At 63.7% G+C, this 19903-nt stretch carries 18 protein-coding genes; 14 read left to right on the forward strand and 4 right to left on the reverse strand.

The annotated features are described in order from the left end of the window. Positions 1 to 8 precede the first annotated feature (8 nt). The gene (locus tag ACTJKM_RS28775; RefSeq protein WP_440661443.1) at positions 9 to 839 is read left to right on the forward strand and encodes an ABC transporter permease; all 831 of its coding nucleotides are present in this window, start codon (positions 9 to 11) and stop codon (positions 837 to 839) included. Positions 840 to 841: 2 nt separating this feature from the next. Next, on the forward strand, positions 842 to 1966 hold the full coding sequence (locus ACTJKM_RS28780) for a DmpA family aminopeptidase (protein ID WP_058327641.1): 1125 nt from the start codon (positions 842 to 844) through the stop codon (positions 1964 to 1966). 46 nt (positions 1967 to 2012) lie between these two features. Here ACTJKM_RS28780 and ACTJKM_RS28785 read toward each other — a convergent pair whose 3' ends face one another. After that, positions 2013 to 2891 (reverse strand): helix-turn-helix domain-containing protein, encoded by an 879-nt coding sequence (locus tag ACTJKM_RS28785; RefSeq protein WP_058327640.1) that lies wholly within the window; start codon positions 2889 to 2891, stop codon positions 2013 to 2015. A gap of 94 nt (positions 2892 to 2985) precedes the next feature. Here ACTJKM_RS28785 and ACTJKM_RS28790 point away from each other — a divergent pair, with 94 nt between their 5' ends. The 3 genes from ACTJKM_RS28790 to ACTJKM_RS28800 all read left to right on the forward strand — a co-directional run bounded on the left by ACTJKM_RS28790 (position 2986) and on the right by ACTJKM_RS28800 (position 6481). Then, entirely contained in the window at positions 2986 to 4548 is a 1563-nt protein-coding gene (locus ACTJKM_RS28790; protein ID WP_058322721.1) for a 4-hydroxyphenylacetate 3-hydroxylase N-terminal domain-containing protein, read from the forward strand. Between the two features lie 8 nt (positions 4549 to 4556). Next, positions 4557 to 5069 carry a flavin reductase gene (locus tag ACTJKM_RS28795; protein WP_057251219.1) on the forward strand — a complete coding sequence of 171 codons (513 nt, stop codon included), beginning with the start codon at positions 4557 to 4559 and terminating at the stop codon, positions 5067 to 5069. Positions 5070 to 5227: 158 nt separating this feature from the next. Then, on the forward strand, positions 5228 to 6481 hold the full coding sequence (locus ACTJKM_RS28800) for a sensor domain-containing diguanylate cyclase (protein ID WP_058327639.1): 1254 nt from the start codon (positions 5228 to 5230) through the stop codon (positions 6479 to 6481). 53 nt (positions 6482 to 6534) lie between these two features. Here the strand turns inward: ACTJKM_RS28800 and ACTJKM_RS28805 are convergent, their stop codons facing one another. After that, positions 6535 to 8013, reverse strand: a complete 1479-nt coding sequence (locus ACTJKM_RS28805) for an aldehyde dehydrogenase (RefSeq protein ID WP_082663549.1) — start codon at positions 8011 to 8013, stop codon at positions 6535 to 6537. Between the two features lie 117 nt (positions 8014 to 8130). Beyond that, on the reverse strand, positions 8131 to 9582 hold the full coding sequence (locus tag ACTJKM_RS28810) for an APC family permease (RefSeq protein ID WP_058327637.1): 1452 nt from the start codon (positions 9580 to 9582) through the stop codon (positions 8131 to 8133). Positions 9583 to 9883: 301 nt separating this feature from the next. Between ACTJKM_RS28810 and ACTJKM_RS28815 the strand changes: the two genes are divergently transcribed. The 6 genes from ACTJKM_RS28815 to ACTJKM_RS28840 are packed head-to-tail and all read left to right on the forward strand — an operon-like array spanning position 9884 to position 16254. After that, a complete protein-coding gene (locus ACTJKM_RS28815) occupies positions 9884 to 10666 on the forward strand; it encodes an IclR family transcriptional regulator (protein ID WP_058327636.1) in 783 nt (260 codons plus the stop codon). Then, positions 10666 to 11919, forward strand: a complete 1254-nt coding sequence (locus ACTJKM_RS28820) for a Tm-1-like ATP-binding domain-containing protein (protein ID WP_058327635.1) — start codon at positions 10666 to 10668, stop codon at positions 11917 to 11919. Before ACTJKM_RS28815 ends, ACTJKM_RS28820 begins: the two co-directional genes overlap by 1 nt. Next, positions 11916 to 12590, forward strand: coding sequence for an HAD family hydrolase (locus ACTJKM_RS28825; protein WP_440661446.1), 675 nt, complete (start codon positions 11916 to 11918; stop codon positions 12588 to 12590). The genes ACTJKM_RS28820 and ACTJKM_RS28825 overlap by 4 nt, the downstream gene beginning before the upstream one ends. Before the next feature lie 2 nt (positions 12591 to 12592). Continuing rightward, positions 12593 to 13948, forward strand: a complete 1356-nt coding sequence (locus tag ACTJKM_RS28830; protein WP_113513335.1) for an aspartate aminotransferase family protein — start codon at positions 12593 to 12595, stop codon at positions 13946 to 13948. Positions 13949 to 13952: 4 nt separating this feature from the next. After that, positions 13953 to 15236, forward strand: coding sequence for an aspartate aminotransferase family protein (locus tag ACTJKM_RS28835; protein ID WP_440661447.1), 1284 nt, complete (start codon positions 13953 to 13955; stop codon positions 15234 to 15236). A gap of 7 nt (positions 15237 to 15243) precedes the next feature. After that, positions 15244 to 16254 (forward strand): phosphotransferase enzyme family protein, encoded by a 1011-nt coding sequence (locus ACTJKM_RS28840; RefSeq protein ID WP_058327632.1) that lies wholly within the window; start codon positions 15244 to 15246, stop codon positions 16252 to 16254. Between the two features lie 20 nt (positions 16255 to 16274). Here the strand turns inward: ACTJKM_RS28840 and hpaR are convergent, their stop codons facing one another. Next, positions 16275 to 16763 (reverse strand): homoprotocatechuate degradation operon regulator HpaR, encoded by a 489-nt coding sequence (hpaR, locus tag ACTJKM_RS28845; RefSeq protein WP_058322713.1) that lies wholly within the window; start codon positions 16761 to 16763, stop codon positions 16275 to 16277. 108 nt (positions 16764 to 16871) lie between these two features. On the opposite strand from hpaR, the gene ACTJKM_RS28850 reads away from it, so the two are divergent. The 3 genes from ACTJKM_RS28850 to hpaD all read left to right on the forward strand — a co-directional run bounded on the left by ACTJKM_RS28850 (position 16872) and on the right by hpaD (position 19860). After that, on the forward strand, positions 16872 to 17264 hold the full coding sequence (locus tag ACTJKM_RS28850; protein ID WP_440661448.1) for a 5-carboxymethyl-2-hydroxymuconate Delta-isomerase: 393 nt from the start codon (positions 16872 to 16874) through the stop codon (positions 17262 to 17264). Positions 17265 to 17328: 64 nt separating this feature from the next. Next, the gene (hpaE, locus tag ACTJKM_RS28855) at positions 17329 to 18846 is read left to right on the forward strand and encodes a 5-carboxymethyl-2-hydroxymuconate semialdehyde dehydrogenase (protein WP_113513331.1); all 1518 of its coding nucleotides are present in this window, start codon (positions 17329 to 17331) and stop codon (positions 18844 to 18846) included. Between the two features lie 33 nt (positions 18847 to 18879). Then, entirely contained in the window at positions 18880 to 19860 is a 981-nt protein-coding gene (hpaD, locus tag ACTJKM_RS28860) for a 3,4-dihydroxyphenylacetate 2,3-dioxygenase (protein WP_058327628.1), read from the forward strand. Positions 19861 to 19903 lie beyond the last annotated feature (43 nt).

The following is a 19903-nucleotide window of genomic DNA, read 5'->3' on the forward strand; positions in this document are numbered from 1 at the left end:
GGTGATCCATGAAGATCGCTCGAACCCTCTTTACCGGTAGCCTGCTCGCCTATACCGGCCTCTTCTTCGCCTTCATCTACATTCCGCTCGTCGTCATCGCCGTCTATTCGTTCAACGCCAATCCGGTGCACATGATGACCTGGACGGGCTTCACCACCGAATGGTACGCCCAGGTTCTTGGCTTCAAGACCAAGGTCTCCGAAAGCGCTCTCTACATCGAATCGACGGGCCAACTGCTGCAGGCGGTCTGGAACAGTCTGGTGATCGCCGCCTCTACGACAGCCATTGCGACCATCTTCGGCACGGCGATCGCCATCGGCCTCTATCGCTTCGAATTCGTCGGCCAGCGCTTCTACCGCGTGGTGATGTTCATGCCGATGCTGATGCCGGATATCGTGCTCGGCATCGCGCTTCTGATCTTCTTCGTCAATTCCGGCATCCGGCTGGGGCTGACGACGATCATCATCGGCCAGTGCACCTTCCTGATCTCCTACGTCTTCATCGTCGTCTCGGCCCGACTTGCCGGCATGGACCGGACGCTGGAGCACGCGTCCGCCGATCTCGGCGCCAATGAATGGATGACCTTTCGCCGGGTGGTGCTGCCGCAGCTCTTTCCGGCAATCGTCGGCGGCGCGCTGCTCGCCTTCATCATCTCGATGGACGATCTCGTCATCACCTATTTCATCGCCGGCGTCGACGTCACTACGCTGCCGATGTTCATCTTCTCCATGCTTCGGCGCGGCATCAAACCGGAGATCAACGCGATTGCCGTGATGATGCTCTCCCTCTCCTTCGTCGTCGCCTCGCTCGGCCTTTACCTTCGCTCCCGGCAGAAATGATCATGAACGATAAAACTCCCGCCTCGCCCACCGCTCGCGCCCGCGATATCGGGCTGCCCTTTTCCGGCCGCACCGGCCGCTTCAACGCCATCACCGACGTCGAAGGCATAACCGTCGGCTTCCGCACGATCGCGGAAGAGACGCCGCGCCCGGGCCGCAAGCGTCCTGTCCGCACCGGCGTCACCGCCATCCTGCCGCATGCCGCTTCGGCCACCCCCGTCCCGGTCTACGCTGGGGTGCATCGCTTCAACGGCAACGGCGAGATGACCGGCACCCACTGGATCGAGGACGGCGGCTTCTTCCTCGGGCCGGTCATGATCACCAACACCCACGCCGTCGGCATGACCCATCACGCCACCATCAAGTGGATGCTGGAGCGCTACCGGTCGACCTACGACAGCGACGACTTTCTATGGTTGATGCCGGTCGTGGCGGAGACCTATGACGGCGTTCTGAACGACATCAACGGCCAGCCGATCACCGAGACAGATGTGCGCGCGGCACTCGACAGCGCCACCTCGGGCCCGGTGCAGGAGGGCAATTGCGGTGGCGGCACCGGCATGATCGCCTATGGCTTCAAGGGCGGCACCGGCACCGCATCCCGCGTCGTCGAATTCGGCGGTCGCGACTATACGATCGGCACGCTGGTGCAGGCCAATCACGGCCAGCGCGACTGGCTGACGATCCGTGGCGTTCCGGTCGGCGAGCACATGCGCGACGGCACGCCGCAAAGCCAGATGCAGGAGCGCGGCTCGATCATCGTCGTGATCGCCACCGACCTGCCGATGGCGCCGCACCAGTTGAAGCGGCTGGCGCGACGGGCGGCGATCGGCATCGGCCGCAATGGTACTCCGGGTGGCAACAATTCCGGCGACATCTTCCTTGCCTTCTCCACGGCCAATACCCAGCCGATGGCGCACAAGGCGCCGCCGCGCCTCTCGCTGGAGATCGTCAACGACGACCTGCTCGACCCGGTCTATCTCGCGACTGTCGACAGCGTCGAGGAAGCGGTGGTCAACGCGATGATCGCGGCGGAAGATTCCGGCGGCACCGCCCATGATCGCTTCAAGATCCAGGCGATCCGGCATGAGCCGCTGATCGAGGTGATGCGGAACTACGGCCGATAGTCGGCGACCAATGCGGCAATGCGTTATCTTTTCGGGACCGGCAATCTTAGCCGGCTCCTGACGAGCTCACCCGCGCGCGGCGCCAGTCGCTCGGCGCCTCGCCCACGCGCAACCGAAAGAAGCGCGAGAAATAGGCGGCATCGGCAAAGCCGATCTCATAGGCGATGTCCTCGAGCGGCCGCACGGTGAAGAGCAGCAGGCGCTTGGCCTCGAGCAGGCGCCGCTCGTTGATCAGCTCCTTGACCTGCATGCCGAAGGCGTCCCTGCTCGCCTTGGCGATGAGATGCGGTGTCGTTGCCAGCGCGTCGGTGTATTGCGCGACGCTCCAGTTTTCCCGGAAGTGCAGATCGATAAGCCGGCGCAGCTGAGCCGCCAGCATCGCCTGCGACGGCTGGGCCGGAGATGGCGTGGCGGATGCCAGACGGGCGATCTGGGTGAGGACGGCGGCGACCAGCGAGACGAGCATCTGTTGGGTGCCGGGCGCACCGCCGGCATATTCGTCGGCAACGATATCGAGCAGTTCGGCAAGACGGCGCCAGCCCCGGTCCTCGCCGTCGCCACGGATCATGACCGGCGCATCAACAGGAAGCGTGGTGTTCTCCCGGATCGAGAGCAGCGCGCCATCGGCGACCGAGACGACGACCGCGTCACTCGTCTCAGGATCGACGGAAAAACCATGCACGATGCCGCTCGGCACGAAGCTGACGGCCGGTGCCAAAAAGTCCAATGGCCTGTCGTCGATGAAATAGGTGCCGCGGCCGCTCATCCAGAAGGTGATCTGCCCCATCTGGTCATGTTTATGCGCCTTGACCTGCCCCTGGTGCAGGTTACGCCGCGCCATGACCGTCTCGACATGGAAAAATCCAGGTTCGAGTTGTTGCTCCGGTTCACCGTAGACGAAGAAACTCGGAATGGCGTCGGTCATGGCCCACCGAAAAAAGTACAAGTCATTTTGCCATTCTGTCCATGGCGGCCAATGATTTCAACGCCTAGCCTTGACGAAACTCAAGGAGGAGAGAATGAGAGCAGAGGATTTCCGCGCCGACAGGACGCGGCCCTTCACCGGCGCCGAATATCTGGAAAGCCTGCGCGACGGCCGCGAGGTCTATATCAACGGCGAACGGATCAAGGACGTGACCAGCCATCCGGCGATGCGCAATTCCGCCCGGTCGCTCGCCAGGCTCTATGACGCGCTGCATGATCCGGCAAAGAGGGACATCCTGACGGCGCCGACCGACACGGGCTCCGGCGGCTACACCCACAAATATTTCCGCGTCGCCCGCTCCTCCGCCGATCTTGCCGCCCAGCAGGGCGCGATCGCCGAATGGGCACGCATGTCCTATGGCTGGATGGGCCGCACCGCCGACTACAAGGCGGCGCTGATGAACACGCTCGGCGCCAATGCCAATTGGTATGGCCCGTTCAAGGACAACGCGCTCGCCTGGCATAAACGCGCCCAGGAAGCGGCGCTCTTCATGAACCACGCGATCGTCAATCCGCCGATCGATCGGCACAAGCCGGCGGACGCGGTCAAGGACGTCTTCGTCCACATCACCAAGGAAACGGACGCCGGCATCTACGTCTCAGGTGCCAAGGTGGTCGCGACCTCCTCGGCACTGACGCACTACAATTTCCTGGCGCAAAGTTCGGCGACGGTAACGGAGGATCCCTCGCTCTCGGTGATGTTCATCGTTCCGATGAACGCGCCCGGGATCAAGATGTTCTGCCGGGTTTCCTACGAGCAGACAGCCAACACCGTCGGCCATCCCTTCGACTATCCGCTGTCGTCGCGCTTCGACGAGAACGATGCGATCCTGGTGCTCGACAACGTCTTCGTGCCGTGGGAGGACGTCCTGGTCTTGCGCGATGCTGCCAAGATCCTCTCCTTCCACCCGGCTTCCGGCTTCATGCACGGCTACTGCTTCCAGGGCTGCACCCGTTTCGCCGTGAAACTCGACTTCCTGGCAGGCCTGCTTGCCAAGGCGCTGCGCGCCACCGGCGGCGACGCCTTCCGCGGCAATCAGGCAGCACTCGGCGAGGTGATCGCGCTCCGCCACATGTTCTGGAGCTTCTCCAATGCCATGGCCCACAATCCCATTCCTTGGGCCGACGGCGCCGTGCTTCCCAATCTGGAAGCCGCGCTTTCCTATCGAACCTTCATGTCGGAGGCCTATCCGCGTGTCGTCGAGACGATCCGCAAGGTGATTGCCTCGGGGCTGATCTACCTGCCGTCCTCCGTGCGTGACTTCGGCAATCCCGAGATCGACCGCTACCTGGCGCAATATGTCCGTGGTTCGAACGATATGGGGCACATCGAGCGCATCAAGATCATGAAACTGCTCTGGGACGCGACTGGCACGGAGTTCGGCGGACGCCACGCGCTCTACGAACTCAACTATGCCGGCGCGCCTGAAGAGGTTCGGCTGCAAGTCTTGAAAGGGGCCGAACGCGGCGGGCGTCTCAAGGAGATGGAAGCGCTCGTCGACCAGTGCATGGCGGACTATGACGAGAACGGCTGGACCGGCAGCACCTGGCTGCCGCCGCTCGACGATGCGGCCGCTCTGCGCAACGCCGCCGAATGAGGCCCGTCATGGAACCGCTCGTTTCGAAGACGGAGTTTCGCAACGCCATGGCGCGGGTCTGCGCGCCGGTCAACGTCATCACCACCAACGGACCCGCCGGACGCGGCGGGTTCACCGCCACCGCCATGTGCTCAGTGACCGACGAGCCGCCGACGCTGCTCGTCTGCATGAATCGCAACTCCACCCAATGCGGCCTTTTCATCGACAACCGGCGCTTCTGCGTCAACGTGCTCAGCCACGACCATAGGGATCTCGCCGGCCACTTCGCCGGCGCGACGCAGGATATGGCGGCCCGCTATGCCGCGGCCGACTGGGTCGAGATGCAATCCGGCAGCTTCGCGGTCAAAGACGCCATCGTCTCGCTCGACTGCGAACTCGCCGAGGCGCGGCTGCTTGGAACGCACCACATCCTCATCGGCCGGGTCGTCGGCATCCGCTCGCGCAGCGACGGCAATGCGCTGCTCTATTTCGATCGCAACTACGTGCATGTGCCGACGCAGCTCGGAAGTTTCGGCGGCTAGGCGTAGGCGGGATCTCGCCCCGCCTACATGAACACGGCCCATTGATGGACGTTTCGCCAAAGAGCCGAGGCAATCCACATCCACGTGCTGTTCAGTGCCTTTTGTTTTTTCCGTAAAGCGCTCTATTTGCTTGGCGCGCAATGAGAAAGGAAAACGGAATGGTGGTTGCTGAGCCAGCCGGGCGGCCGACGACGGACGCGAAAGGCAGGGAATTCGATCGCCTGACCGCCCTTGGACATCTCGACATTCTCGACACGCCGAAGGATCTGGGCCTTGAACGGATCGTGCGGCTGATAAAGCAGATCTTCGCCATCGACATCGGCATCATCTCTTTGGTCGACGCACATCGACAATGGTACAAGGCCTGCTCGGGGCCCGCATTAGACGAAGTTCCCCGGGAAGACACTTTCTGCCGATATGTTGTCGCCTCCGAGGAACCACTTGTCGTGCACGACGCCACGCAGGATCCGCGGTTTTCGCGACATCCCGCCGTCACCGGCCCGGAACATGTTCGGTTCTACGCAGGCGTTCCATTCAAGACGCGGGACGGTCATACGGTCGGGACCGTATGCGCGATCGACCGCGCGCCGAGACACTTCACCGACAAAGACCTGACGATCCTGACCGAACTGGCGGGCGTGGCGATGGACCGGATCGATTTGCTCCGGTCGGCCGCGACGGATGGGCTCACCGGCACGTTGACGCGCCGCGCCTTCCGCGAGGAGGCGGACAAGCTGATTTCGCTCGCCATAAGGCACCAGCACGACGTGTCGTGCATCGTCCTCGACGTCGACCACTTCAAGCGGGTCAACGACACGCACGGGCATGCGGCAGGAGACGAGGTCTTGAAGGCCGTGAGCGCCGTCTGCCAGTCCAATCTGCGGGCAAGCGATCTGTTCGGGCGGCTCGGCGGCGAGGAGTTCGCCATCATGCTGCCGCACGTCGACGCGAACGGCGCACTCGCCGCAGCGGAAAAGCTGCGGGCAGCGATTGCCGCTCAAACAATCCACGGAGACTTTGGTCAGCTTGCAGTCACCGCGAGCTTCGGCACATCGGCGCTATCGCTCAAGAGCAGGGAGATCGGTACATTGCTCGCCCAGGCGGACGCGGCAATGTATCTCGCCAAGGCCAGCGGACGGAACCGCTGCGTCGAGTGGAGCAGTCTCGAAGTCGGCTATCCGCTGGGTCCTCGTCAGCGCGTACTGAAAGCTGGCACCATTCTTTTCGACGACAGGCATTCAAAGATAGAGTGCACTATCCGGTCGCTTGGTGCCGATGGCGCTGCGGTCACGGTTTCGAATTCGGCCGGCATACCACCGGAGCTGGTTCTGGTCGTCGCCGGCGAGGGTTTCGAGACCAAATGCCATGTCGTGGCGCGAGACCGGCAAAATCTCGAACTCGCCTTCGGATAGCACGGTCCCGACAGACACGCGCGGTCGTCCGGCCCCGGTCCCTGCAAGCCCGGTCAGAGCTGAATCCAGGCGGTCTTCAGATCGGTGTATTTGTCCAGCGCGTGCAACGACTTGTCGTGGCCGTTGCCCGATTGCCTGACGCCGCCGAGCGGCACCGTGTTGTCGGCGCCGCCATAGGTATTGACGTGCACGACGCCGGCGCGGATGCCGCGCACCATCCGGTGCGCGCGCGACAGGTTTGCGGTCCAGACTGCGGAAGCCAGCCCGTAGTCCGTCGCATTGGCGATCCGGAGTGCGTCGGCATCGTCGTCGAAGGGAATGATTGCAAGTACCGGCCCGAAGATCTCTTCCTTCGCCAGCTTCATTTCAGGCTGAATGTCGAAGACGGTCGGCTGCATGTAATAGCCGCCAGTCTCTTCGAGGATGCGCTTGCCGCCCCAACGCAGGCGCGCGCCTTCCACTTCCGCTTCACGGACGAAATCGAGGTTCTTGTTCAGCTGGACGCTGCTCGAAATCGCTCCAGCCTCGGTCGAAAGAAGCAGCGGATCGCCAACCTTCATACCTGCCGCGATCGCTGCCACCTTCTCCGCGAAGGCTTCGTGAATGGAGCGCTCGACCAGCAGCCGTGAACCGGCAACACAGACCTGGCCGGAGTTGCGGAAGATGCCATAGGCCGAGATGCGCGCGGCCTGATCGAGATCCGGCGCATCGGCGAAGACGACGTTCGGCGACTTGCCGCCGAGTTCGAGATAGACGCGTTTCAAGTTCGAGCGCGCCGAATATTCGAGCAGCCGGCGGCCGACACCGCCCGAGCCGGTGAAGGCGAGCACGTCGATATCGCCATGCAGCCCGATAGCCTCACCCGTCGTCGCACCCCGGCCGGTCACAACATTCAGAACGCCCTCCGGCAGGCCGGCTTCGGCGCAGATTTCGGCGAGCCTGAGCAAGCTGAGCGAGGCGCCCTCCGCCGGCTTCAGCACCACGGAATTGCCGGCGGCGAGCGCCGGCGCGATCTTCCAGGCGCCGATCATCAAAGGGAAATTCCAGGGAACGATCGCGGCGACCACGCCGATCGGTTCGCGATGCACGAGGCCGAGAATGTTGTCGGCGGTCGGCGCGATTTCGCCATAGACCTTGTCGAGCGCCTCGGCATAGTAGCGGAAGGTTCCGGCGGCGCTGCCAGGCTCGGCCTTCAGCGCCATCGAAATTTCGGTGCCATTGTCGCGCACGCCAAGGACCGCAAGCTCCAGCGCCTGCGCTTCGATGATTTCGGCAATGCGCGTCAGCACCTTCTTGCGGAACGCCGGAGCCGCCTTCGACCAGCTTCCTTTTTCGAAAACGGCGCGCGCGGCACGGACCGCCGCGTCGACGTCGGATGCGCCCGCGTCTGCTATCGTCGTCAGGTGGCTGCCGTCGATCGGCGAGACGACGTCGAGCGTTTCGCCGGACAAGCTCTCCTGCCAGTGGCCGTTGATGAACAGCTTTTGGCCCTCGACGGCGAGGCTACGCAATTGGTCGATCTTGTCCTGCATGATGTCTGGTCCCGTTTGCATTGCCGGGACGGCGGAGGGTCCGCCATCCCTTCTTAGGTGATACGCAGTTCCGGACGGAAGCCGCTTGGCGTCATTCCGGAAACTGCATGCCAGCGATCAGATCTCCTGGCCTGCGCCAAGGCGGGCGAACTCGATCGGATTGCCCGACTTCAGCGATGCCGCAAGCGCCAGACCGATAACACCGAAGATCACGACAAGGCCCGGCAGGAACACGGCGAGCATGCCGGTGGCGCCCGCCAGGTCACCGAAATTGACCGCGATCGCGATGATAACGGCAACGAGGATCAGGCCGGTGACGACGGGGATAACCTTAGTCACCAGCGGGTTCCGTTCGAGGCCGGGATTGCGGCTGAAGAAGGCGACGATCGCGAAGGCGGTGAAGGCCATCAGCGTCATGACGGCGAGCGTGCCGACATTCGTCAGCCACGAGAACAGCGCCAGAACCGGATCCTGACCCGTCGCCGCAAAGAGTGCCACGACGAGGACGGCGATGACGGTCTGGATCAGCGAGCCGACATGGGGGCTGTGGTAGACCGGGTGGGTGACGCCGATCGAGGCGGGCAGCAGCCGTTCGCGGCCGGCGACGTAGAGATAACGGGCAACACCGTTGTGGAACGCCAGCACGCCGGCGAACAGGCTGGTGACGAAGAGCAAGTTCATCAGCGGCGGCAACCAACCGCCAGCATAACGCTCGGCAAGGCCGAAGAGGAAGGTGGTCGGATCGGCAAGGCCCTGCAGTTCCGGCACCAGCTTGTCGGCACCGGCCGCATTCACCATCAGCCAGGAGGTGAACATGTAGAAGACGCCGATAATCAGCACCGAGATATAGGTCGCGCGCGGCACCGTCCTTGCCGGATCGCGGGCCTCCTCGCTGTAAATCGTCGTCGCCTCGAAGCCGATGAAGGCGGCAAAGCAGAAGAGAATGCCGATCGATGGCGAGCCGGACAGAATGGCCGTGGGCGTAAACGAGACCGCCGTCAGCCCGCTGTCGCCGCCCTTGGCGAGGATCGCGACATCGATGACCAGCACCACGAGATATTCAAGGATGACCAGAACCGTCAGCACCTTGGCGGAGAGGTCGACGCGGCGATAGCCGAGAACGCCGACGGCGGCGATGCCCACGAACGTCCAGACCCACCAGGGTAGATCGACCCCCAGACCGGCGAAGAGCCCGGCCGTCGCCGCCCCGAACAGGCCGAATACGCCGATCTGCATGGCGTTATAGGCGAGGATCGCGATCATCGCCGCGGCACCGCCCATCAACCCGCCAAGGCCCTGGGCCGTATAGGCGTAGAAGGCGCCGGCATTGCGGATATGCCGCGCCATGGCGACGTAGCCGATGGAAAACAACAGCAGGATCAACGTGACGAGCAGGAAGGTGCCGGGAATGCCGGCACCGTTTCCAAGCAGCATCGACAACGGAACGCCGCCGGCGACGGCCGTCAAAGGTGCTGCCGCCGAGACGACAAGAAAGGTGACCGCGCCGACGCCAAGGGCGTTCTTGCGCAACTGGTTCGCTCCGGTCACGGGCGAAGATGGATTGTCCATAGTACTAGGCTCCCCTGGTTGGCGCGAACGCCTTTTCGCCTCCGGTCCTTCTCTCCGGCGGCAGCTCCCTGAAGCGAACTTGAAGCGCGGGGATTTGTTTTTGTCTTGGCCGCGCAAGTCTTTCGGTTCAATATATGAACCTTAGCTTCAAATATAGACTTGCAAAAAGCGTTCGGCCCTGTCAAGTTATTTCGCATGTTAAGTATCTCGGCCAGAGACAAACCACGAGAGCGGACGCACCGCCCCATGAAAGGGAACAGGCAGAGATGACTTGCGACGGCGCTCAACGACGGAGGAATGGATGAGCACCATCGGTAAGGCCCTGACTTTGCTTGACGCGATCTCGCGGCTCGAGAAGGAAGCAGGTCTCAGCGATATCGCGCGGCATTGCGGGCTCGACAAGGCAACTGCCCGACGCTTTCTCGTCGAACTGGAAAAGCACGGCTTTGTCGAGCAGGACGCGGAGACCCGGCGCTATCGTCTGGGCGGAGCGCCTGTGCGGCTTGCCCGTATCCGTGAGGCGCGCTTCCCCTATCTGAGCGTGGCGATCCCCTTCGCCCGGGAGCTTGCGAGCCTAGCGGGCGAGACCGTTCACCTTTCTGAATACACCGCCGGCCGCCTTTCGACTGTTCACGTGGAGGACTCGCAGCGGGCCCACCGCGTCATCGTCGATGTCGGCAGCATCCTGCCTTTCCACGCGACCGCGTCCGGTCTTGGCTTCCTTGCCTTCTGCCCGCCGAAGGACATCGACGCGGCCCTGTCGGCGCCGCTCAAGGCCTTTACCGATCAGACGCAGACGGACCCCGCAGTCCTGCGCCAGACCCTGGGCGAGACCCTCCGGCGCGGCTACTCGATCTGCCATCACGGGCTCGAAACCGGCGTCGTCAGTGTAGCTGCACCGATCCGCGCGCCAGGCAGCACACCGGTCGGCGCGATCGCCATCGCAGCCCCCGCAACGCGGGCCGACAAGGAGACGGTGGAAAAGATGGGGCGCGCCGCGATGGCGGCGGCGAGACGCATTTCCGAAAGACTGTTCGGGTTGGAGCAGGTTGCTGCCGATCCGCTGGCAAGGAGGGCCGGCTGATGAATGCCATGAACCGTCTCCCCAATATCCTGGTCGTGGGTACGGGAGACACCAAATGCGACGAACTCCAGTTCATGGCGTCCGTCATCCGCGAAGCCGGCGGCATGCCTGTGATGATGGACGTCAGCATTCTCGGTGATCCGCCCTATGTGCCTGAATACTCCCGTCACGACATCGCCAAAGCAGCCGGCGTCACCATCGCGGCAATCGCCGCCAGCGGCGACGAACACAGCGCCATGGCGCTGATGGCAGAGGGGGCGGCCGCCCTCACCCGTTCGCTCTACGAGGCCGGGCAGGCCGATGGCGTCATCATCCTCGGCGGCTCGATGGGCACGGATCTCGCCCTCGACGTCGCCGCGGCCCTGCCGCTCGGCGTGCCGAAATTCATCGTCTCGACCATCGCCTATTCGCACCTGCTGCCGCCCGAGCGCATTGCGCCCGACCTGATGATGATCCTGTGGGCCGGCGGCCTCTACGGCCTCAACGGCATCTGCCGCTCGGTTCTCTCCCAGGCCTGTGGCGCGGTCGTTGGTGCCGCACGTTTCGGCACCAGGCCGGACAAGACGCGGCCGCTGATTGGCATGACCTCGCTCGGGTCGAGCTGCCTCAAATACATGAAATACCTGAAGCCCGAACTCGAACGCCGCGGCTATGACGTCGCTGTCTTCCATTCGACCGGCATGGGCGGCCGCGCCTTCGAGGCGATCGCGGCTGAGAAGGGCTTTACCGCGGTTTTCGACTTCTGCATTCAGGAGGTCAGCAACCATCACCACGGAACTGTCGTCACATCAGGGCCCGACCGGCTGGAGAATGCCGGACGTGCCGGAATCCCACAGATCGTCGCGCCAGGCGCCGTCGACATGGTCGACCTGCCGGCCTGGCAACCGGTTCCGCAAGCCTTTGCCGACCGCCCCTATCACGCCCACAACCGGCTGCTCGGCTCGGTGACCACCTCGTCGGAGGGGCGGCGCGAGATCGCCCGCGTCATCGGCGGCAAGCTTGCCGGCATCAGCGCGGAAGTCGCTTTCATCTTGCCGCTCAAGGGGATCCAGGAATGGGACCAGCCCGACGAGCCGCTCTACGAACCGGACGCACTCGATGCTTTCATCGAGGAGATGCGCCGGCAGATCCCCTCAGGCGTCGCCCTGCACGAGGTCGACAGCCACATCAATGCGCCGGCGTTCTCGCAAGCCGCGCTTGCGATCTTCGACGACTGGGTGGCGCGCGGCATCGTGCCCGAGGGCCGGCCATGACGAACACCATGACCGACAAGGCGCTGATCCTCGACTTCGGCGGCGTCGTCACCCGCACGCTGTTCGAAACCCACGACATCACCGAACGTGCGCTCGGGCTCGCGCCCGGCACTCTTACGTGGCGCGGTCCCTTCGACCCCGCAACCGACCCGCTCTGGGCCGCCATGCAGCGGCGCGAAATCACCGAACGGGACTACTGGACGGAACGCACCCGCGAAGTCGGCCGCCTGCTTGGCGAAGACTGGAGCGACATGAAAACCTTCGTGCAGCGGGCGCGTGGGGCGGAACCGGAACTGGTGCTCCGGCCCGAGACGCGCGACGCGATCGTCGCCGCCCATAAGGCCGGCATTCGGCTCGCGATCCTCTCCAATGAACTCGACCTCTTCTATGGCGTCGCGTTCCGTAAGCGCTTCCCGCTGATCGAGCTCTTCGAGACGATCGTCGACGCCACCTACACCAATATCCTGAAACCGGACCCGCGTGCCTACGAGCTGGTGCTGAGCCAGCTCAATTTGCCGCGCGAAGCCTGCGTCTTCGCGGATGACCAGTTGAAGAACATCGAGGGTGCGCGGGCCGTCGGCCTGCCTCACGTCCATTTCGACGTCACCCGACCCGCAGAAAGCTATGCCAGAGCGCTTCAAATGCTCGGCCTTGAACTGACAGGAGCATGACCATGCGCGAAACCAACTTCCTCATCGAGAACAACGCCCGCCATCTCTGGCATCCGATGGCGCATCCGGCCGAGATGCAGGCAACGCCACCGCGCATCATCAATGCCGGCGAAGGCGTCGAGATCGTCGACATCCATGGTAAGAAGGTGCTCGATGCGGTCGGCGGCCTCTGGAACGTCAATCTCGGCTATTCCTGCGAACCGGTGAAGGAGGCGATCCGCCGCCAGCTCGACGAGCTGCCCTACTATTCGACCTTTCGCGGCACCACCAATTCGCCGCTGATCGAGCTTTCCTACGAACTCGCCGAATGGTTCCGCGAGGATGGCCTCAGCCGCTCCTTCTTCACCTCCGGCGGTTCGGATTCCGTCGAGACCTGCCTGCGGCTTGCCCGCCAGTACCACAAGCTCAACGGCCAGCCCGAGCGCACCAAATTCGTCGCGCTGAAGAAGGGCTATCACGGCACCCATTTCGGCGGCGCCTCGGTCAATGGCAACGCCAATTTCCGCCGCAACTACGAGCCGCTGCTGCCGGGCGTCTATCATCTGCCAGCGCCCTATACCTATCGCAACCCCTTCGACACGACCGATGGCGCCGTTATCGCCAAGGCGATCGCGCGGCTCTTCGAAGACGAGATCGCCTTCCAGGGGGCCGACACGATCGCGGCGCTGATCATGGAGCCGGTGCTTGGTGCGGGTGGCGTGATCGTGCCGCACGAAACCTTCATGCCGCTGATGCGCGAGATCTGCGACCGCCACGGCATTCTTCTCATCGCCGACGAGGTGATCACCGCGTTCGGCCGCACCGGTGCCTGGACCGGCTCGCGTCTCTTTGGCGTGAAGCCGGATTTCATGTCGACCGCCAAGGCGATCACCAATGGCTACTATCCCTTCGGCGCCGTGATGATCTCGGACAAGGTTGCCGAGGCTTTCGAAAGCAACAAGACGGCTGCCGGTTCGATCGGCCATGGCTACACCTATTCCGGCCATCCGGTGGGTGCTGCGGCAGCACTCGCAACCCTGAAGGAAACCCGTAAGCACAACGTCGCAGCCAATGCTGGGGCACGCGGCGATGAGCTGATCGCCGGCCTCGAAGCGCTGAAGGCCCGGCATGAACTGATTGGCGACGTGCGCGGCAAGGGGCTGATGTGCGCGATCGAACTCGTCTCGGACAGGGAGAAGAAGGCCGGTGCCGCAAAGGATGTCGTCCAGAAGGTTCAGGACGTGACCTATGATGCCGGCGTCATGGTGCGCACATCCGGCGCCAACGTCATCCTGTCGCCGCCGCTGATCGTGACCGCAGGCGACGTCGCCCGCATCCTCACGGCCCTCGACGCCGGCCTGACCGCAGTACGGGGCTAGCGCGATGGGCGACAACCGGGACCTGATTGCGCGCCGCGAGCGGCTGCTCGGGCGCAACATGTCGCTGTTCTACGAGGAGCCGGTGCATCTCGTGCGTGGCGAAGGCATCTGGCTTTTTGATGCTGACGGCCGCCGCTACCTAGACTGCTACAACAACGTACCGCATGTCGGCCATTGCCATCCGCGGGTGACCGAGGCGATCGCCCGGCAGGCCTCAACCCTCAACACCCACACCCGCTATCTGCATGAAGGCATTCTCGAATATGTCGAGCGTCTGACCGCCACCTTCGACAACAGCCTCGACACGGCGATTCTGACCTGCACCGGCAGCGAGGCGAACGACGTGGCGCTGCGCATGGCCCAGGCCGTGACCGGCAAGACCGGGGTGATCGCCACCGACCACACTTATCACGGCAATACCGCCGCCGTTTCTCAGCTTTCGACCCGGATGCCGCCGGTCGGCGGCTTCGGCGGCCATGTCCGCCACGTGCCGGCGCCCGACAGCTACCGGCCGCTTGGCGGCGAGCCGGGCGCCGCCTTTGCCGCGGCCTTCACCGCCAAGGTCGAGGAAGCGATCGCCTCGCTGCAGCAAAGCCCGCACGGCTTCTCCGCGCTGATCATCGATCCCTTCTTCGCCAACGAAGGATTTCCGGAACTGCCCTCCGGCTTTCTCGACGGCGCCGTCGCCGCCGTCAGAAAGGCAGGCGGGCTCCTGATCGCCGACGAAGTGCAGCCGGGCTTCGGCCGAACCGGCGGCCATATGTGGGGGCACCAGAAGGCGGGCATCGTTCCCGATGTCGTCACGCTCGGAAAGCCGATGGGCAACGGCCACCCGATCGGCGGCGTCGTGGCGGGCGCCGAAACGCTCAACGCCTTCCGCAAGGCGTTCCGCTACTTCAACACCTTCGGCGGCAATCCGGTCTCCTGCGCGGCGGCCATGACCGTGCTCGATGTGATCGCAGACGAAAACCTCATCGAGAACGCCGCCCAAGTCGGCGCCTATGCCAAGGCCGGCCTCGCGCGGCTTGCGGACAAACATGGAATGATCGGCGACATCAGAGGCAGCGGACTGTTCTTCGGTGCGGAGCTCGTCACCGATCGCGCTGAGAAGACGCCCGCGAGTACAATCGCGACCAAGGTGATCAACGACATGTGCGAACGCGGCGTGCTGATGGGCAAGCTCGGCATCCACCAGTGCACGACCAAGATCCGTCCGCCGATGCCGTTTACCCGCGAAAATGCGGATTTCATGCTGTCGACGCTCGACGACGTGCTTTCCGGTCTGTGAGCGGCTGATGTCTGCGGACCTGCCCAAACCCTTTCGTGACGCGCTCGACAACCGGGCGCGCCAGGCACTTGCCCATTGGGGCATTGCTGGCCAAGAGCCGGAGTTGCTGAAGTACCGGGAAAACGCGGTGTTTCGCGTCCACCTGGCCGATGGTCGCCCGGCGGCGCTGCGGCTGCACCGCGCCGGCTATCACAGTGCGGCGGCACTGCACTCGGAACTGCAATGGATGGCAGCACTCGGCAACAGCGGTCTCGCGGTGCCGCAACCGATCGCGACGACGGACGGGCGCTTGCTTGTCGCCCTGCCTGAAGGTGGCGCGTTTGCCGCACAGCATGCCGATGTGATCAACTGGATGGACGGAGAGCCGTTGGGCGAAAGCGGTAAACCGCTGTCCCACTCACCCGAGAGGCTCGTCGAGATCTTCTCGGCGCTCGGCGCCTCCATGGCCGAGATGCACAACCTCGCCGACGGCTGGACGCCACCCGGTGGCTTTTGGCGTCCGGCCTGGGACGAGGACAGCTTGCTTGGAGAACGTCCGCTCTGGGGGCGCTTCTGGGAGTGCGAGGGCCTGTCGTCAGCGCAAGCCACGGCCCTTTCGGCGTTGCGCGGCGACCTCAGGCGACACCTCGCAACTCTACCGACTCCGGCTAAGGATTTCGGGTTGATCCATGCGGACCTCGTTCGAGAAAATGTGCTGGTCGGCGAGGCGGGGGTCAAATTCATCGATTTCGACGATGCGGGTTACGGCTTTCGCCTTTTCGACATTGCCACCACCCTGCTGAAGAATCGGCGCGAGCCGGCTTACGGGATGGTAGAGACGGCCTTGATTGCCGGCTATCGCAGTCGGCGCGCACTCAGCGCCGAGACGCTGTCCAGCCTGCCGCTGTTCCTCGTGCTTCGCAGTCTCACCTATATCGGCTGGCTCTCGGCGCGGCCGGAACTGCCGGGCGCCCGCGAGCGTGTCCTGCGCTATGCCGACGAGGCACTAGCACTCGCAAAGGAGCTGGGCTTCACATGATGACCGAGAGCCAAAAACGCTCAGTCGTTGAGGCTGGCCAGTTCGTCAAGCATGTCGAGCAGGACTTCGACGCGCTCGCGGCCGTAGCGGGTCTCGAGGTCCTCGTAGATCGCCCGGCTCTCGGGGCTGACGTCGGCGATCACCCGCATGCCCTCGGGTGCAATCTCCAGCAGGACGCGCCGGCCGTCGTCGGCATCCTTGTGCTTGGTGATCAGGCCGCGCTCCTCGAGCGAGCGGATGATGCGAGTGAGGCTCGGCGCCAGGATGAAGGCCTTGTCGGCCATTTCCGACGCATCGACCCGGCCGGCTTCCGCCAGGATACGGATCACCCGCCATTGCTGCTCGGTGATGTCGTGGCGCGCCAGCATCGGCCGGAAATGCGCCATGACCGCTTCGCGTGCCCGCAACAGGGCAATCGGGAGCGAACGGCGGGTGTTGTGCGGCAAAAGGGCGTCGTGGCCAAGGTCAGCAGTGGTTTTCTCGCGGCTCATGAGCGTTCTATCGGACATTTTCTTTCGTTCTGCAATTGGCAGGCGCGAACAGAGACTTCGAGCTTCTTGACACCGCCATCAATTTTGTTAACGTGTTAAATATATGAGAGCGCATCGGGAGGAAAGATGCCGCACCTGACAATCGAATACTCGGGCAATCTCGACGAGCGCGTCGACTTCGCCCGGCTTTGCCGGACCGTCCACAAGACGATCCTCGGCACCGGCCTTTTCGAGCTCGGCGCCATCAGGGTGCGCACGATCCGCAGCGCCGATTATGCGATCGCCGACCTTTTGCCGGAAAATGGCTTCATCGACCTGTCCTTCCGCATCGGTCGCGGCCGCAGCGAAGCCGAGAAGAAGGCGACTGGGGAAGCCATTTTCAAGGCCGTCGGCGATGAACTCGCGATGCTTTTCGAGGCGCCGCATTTCGCTCTCAGCCTGGAGATCCGGGAGATCGACCCGGATCTGAGCTGGAAAAAGAACGCCATTCACCCGCGGCTGCGCGCCACCAAAGGCTAGGCGCAGCCCCTCCCCAAAGCACAGCAGCGCGCGGCGAAAGTCTGCGCCAGCATCGGAGAACACCATGTCCAAGCTCGATGAAAACCTCGCCAAGGCGGAACACTACCTCGCCCGCTTCCGCAGCGATGGTGTGCTGAACCATATCAACGGCGAAGCCGTTCCGGCACTTGACGGCGAGACCTTCGAGACGATCTCGCCGGTTGATCTGAAACCGCTCGCAAAAATCGCCCGCGGCAAGGCCTCGGACATCGACCGGGCGGCAAAGGCCGCGAAGGCTGCTTTCGCCGAATGGGCCGCTATGCCCGGCGAAACGCGTAAGAAATTGCTTCACAAGATTGCCGACGCGATCGTTGCCCGCGCCGAAGAGATCGCCTTTGTCGAGTGCATGGACACCGGACAATCGCTGAAATTCATGGCCAAGGCGGCGTTGCGCGGTGCCGAGAACTTCCGCTTTTTCGCCGACCGGGCGCCTGAAGCGCGCGACGGCAAGGTGCTGCGTGGTGGCAATCAGATCAACATGACGACACGCGTGCCTATCGGCCCGGTCGGTATCATCACCCCCTGGAACACGCCGTTCATGCTGTCGACCTGGAAGATTGCGCCTGCGCTTGCCGCCGGCTGCACGGTCGTGCACAAGCCGGCGGAATTCTCGCCGCTGACGGCGCGGCTGCTGGTCGAGATCGCCGAAGAAGCGGGCCTGCCGAAGGGCGTATGGAACCTCGTCAACGGCTTCGGCGAGGATGCCGGACGGGCGCTCACCGAGCACCCCGATATCAAGGCGATCGGCTTCGTCGGCGAGAGCCGCACCGGCTCGATGATCATGAAGCAGGGTGCCGAGACGCTGAAGCGGGTTCATTTCGAACTCGGCGGCAAGAACCCGGTGATCGTCTTTGCCGATGCCGATCTCGAACGCGCCGCCGATGCGGCGGTCTTCATGATCTACTCGCTAAACGGCGAACGCTGCACCTCGTCTTCGCGCCTGCTGGTCGAGGACAGCATCTACGAGCGCTTCACCGCGCTCGTCGCCGAAAAGGCGAAGCGCATCAAGGTCGGTCATCCGCTCGATCCGGAAACCGTCGTCGGCCCGCTCATCCATCCGGTGCACGAGAAGAAGGTGCTCGAATACATTCGCATCGGCCGCGAGGAAGGTGCTACTGTTGCAGCTGGCGGCGAGAAGTTCGTCGGTCCGGGCGGTGGCTGCTATGTCACCCCGACGCTTTTCACCGGCGCCAACAATACCATGCGCATTGCGCAGGAAGAGATCTTCGGGCCGGTGCTGACGGCGATCCCGTTCAAGGACGAGGCGGACGCGCTGGCGCTGGCCAACGACGTACAATATGGCCTGACCGGCTATCTCTGGACCTCCGACGTCACCCGCGCCTTCCGCTTTACCGATCACCTCGAAGCCGGGATGATCTGGGTAAATTCGGAGAACGTGCGCCACCTGCCGACGCCCTTCGGCGGCGTCAAGAGCTCGGGCATCGGCCGCGACGGCGGCGACTGGTCGTTCGATTTTTACATGGAAACCAAGAACATCGCCTTTGCCAGCTCGGCGCATGCGATCGCCAAGCTCGGCGGCTGAGCGCGCTGGCAGAAAAATCTGGAGGAGACATCAATGCCCTTGCCGAAACCGAACCTCTACCCGCCCTTCAACATCGTGCGGCTGAGCCATGTGGAGCTCGCCGTTACGGACCTCGCCAAATCGCGCGCCTTCTATGTGGACGTGCTTGGCCTGCAGGTCACCGACGAGACGGCGGACACGATCTATCTGCGCGCCATGGAGGAGCGCGGCCACCATTGCATTATCCTGAAGAAGGCGGCGACTGCCGAGGCCCGCGACCTGGGGTTCAAGGTCTATGGCGAGGAGGACCTCGAAAAGGCCGCGCATTTCTTTGGGGCCAAGGGCCTGCCTGTCGAGTGGATCGAACGCCCCTACCAGTCGCGGACCTTCCGCACCCGCGACCCCCAGGGCATCCCGCTCGAATTCTATTCGAAGATGGACCGCCTGCCGCCGATCCACCAGAAGTATGCGCTTTATCGCGGCGTGAAGCCGTTGCGCATCGATCATTTCAACTGCTTCTCGCCGGATGTCGACGAGGCCGTCGCCTTCTACAACGAGATCGGCTTCCGGGTGACGGAATACACCGCCGACGAGGAGACTGGACGGCTCTGGGCCGCCTGGACCCATCGCAAGGGCGGCGTGCACGACATCGCCTTTACCAATGGCCGCGGACCGCGCCTGCATCATACCGCCTTCTGGGTGCCGACGCCGCTCAACATCATCGACCTGCTCGACCTGATGTCGACCTCCGGCTGGCTCGCCAATATCGAGCGCGGCCCCGGCCGACACGGCATCTCCAATGCCTTCTTCCTCTATGTGCGCGATCCGGACGGCCACCGCATCGAGATCTATTGCTCGGACTACCAGACGGTCGACCCGGATCTCGAGCCGATCAAATGGGACCTGAAGGACCCGCAGCGCCAGACGCTCTGGGGCGCGCCGGCGCCGAAATCCTGGTTCGAGGAAGGCAGCGTCTTTGCCGGAGCCGATATCCGGGACTCGATCCTCAAGGCGCAACCGATCATCGCGCCCTGACAGTTGGCAACAGGGATCGGGTAGGGCCAAGAGAGCAGGACGG

The organism is Ensifer sp. 22460, assembly GCF_052044935.1.
Classification (GTDB): Bacteria; Pseudomonadota; Alphaproteobacteria; order Rhizobiales; family Rhizobiaceae; genus Ensifer.

Bases quoted from the DNA above. Each gene is read 5' to 3' on its own strand.
- ACTJKM_RS28775 (WP_440661443.1), top strand. From the start codon at position 9: ATGAAGATCGCTCGAACCCTCTTTACCGGTAGCCTGCTCGCCTATACC.
- ACTJKM_RS28780 (WP_058327641.1), top strand. From the start codon at position 842: ATGAACGATAAAACTCCCGCCTCGCCCACCGCTCGCGCCCGCGATATC.
- ACTJKM_RS28785 (WP_058327640.1), bottom strand. From the start codon at position 2,891: ATGACCGACGCCATTCCGAGTTTCTTCGTCTACGGTGAACCGGAGCAA.
- ACTJKM_RS28790 (WP_058322721.1), top strand. From the start codon at position 2,986: ATGAGAGCAGAGGATTTCCGCGCCGACAGGACGCGGCCCTTCACCGGC.
- ACTJKM_RS28795 (WP_057251219.1), top strand. From the start codon at position 4,557: ATGGAACCGCTCGTTTCGAAGACGGAGTTTCGCAACGCCATGGCGCGG.
- ACTJKM_RS28800 (WP_058327639.1), top strand. From the start codon at position 5,228: ATGGTGGTTGCTGAGCCAGCCGGGCGGCCGACGACGGACGCGAAAGGC.
- ACTJKM_RS28805 (WP_082663549.1), bottom strand. From the start codon at position 8,013: ATGCAGGACAAGATCGACCAATTGCGTAGCCTCGCCGTCGAGGGCCAA.
- ACTJKM_RS28810 (WP_058327637.1), bottom strand. From the start codon at position 9,582: ATGGACAATCCATCTTCGCCCGTGACCGGAGCGAACCAGTTGCGCAAG.
- ACTJKM_RS28815 (WP_058327636.1), top strand. From the start codon at position 9,884: ATGAGCACCATCGGTAAGGCCCTGACTTTGCTTGACGCGATCTCGCGG.
- ACTJKM_RS28820 (WP_058327635.1), top strand. From the start codon at position 10,666: ATGAATGCCATGAACCGTCTCCCCAATATCCTGGTCGTGGGTACGGGA.
- ACTJKM_RS28825 (WP_440661446.1), top strand. From the start codon at position 11,916: ATGACGAACACCATGACCGACAAGGCGCTGATCCTCGACTTCGGCGGC.
- ACTJKM_RS28830 (WP_113513335.1), top strand. From the start codon at position 12,593: ATGCGCGAAACCAACTTCCTCATCGAGAACAACGCCCGCCATCTCTGG.
- ACTJKM_RS28835 (WP_440661447.1), top strand. From the start codon at position 13,953: ATGGGCGACAACCGGGACCTGATTGCGCGCCGCGAGCGGCTGCTCGGG.
- ACTJKM_RS28840 (WP_058327632.1), top strand. From the start codon at position 15,244: ATGTCTGCGGACCTGCCCAAACCCTTTCGTGACGCGCTCGACAACCGG.
- hpaR (WP_058322713.1), bottom strand. From the start codon at position 16,763: ATGTCCGATAGAACGCTCATGAGCCGCGAGAAAACCACTGCTGACCTT.
- ACTJKM_RS28850 (WP_440661448.1), top strand. From the start codon at position 16,872: ATGCCGCACCTGACAATCGAATACTCGGGCAATCTCGACGAGCGCGTC.
- hpaE (WP_113513331.1), top strand. From the start codon at position 17,329: ATGTCCAAGCTCGATGAAAACCTCGCCAAGGCGGAACACTACCTCGCC.
- hpaD (WP_058327628.1), top strand. From the start codon at position 18,880: ATGCCCTTGCCGAAACCGAACCTCTACCCGCCCTTCAACATCGTGCGG.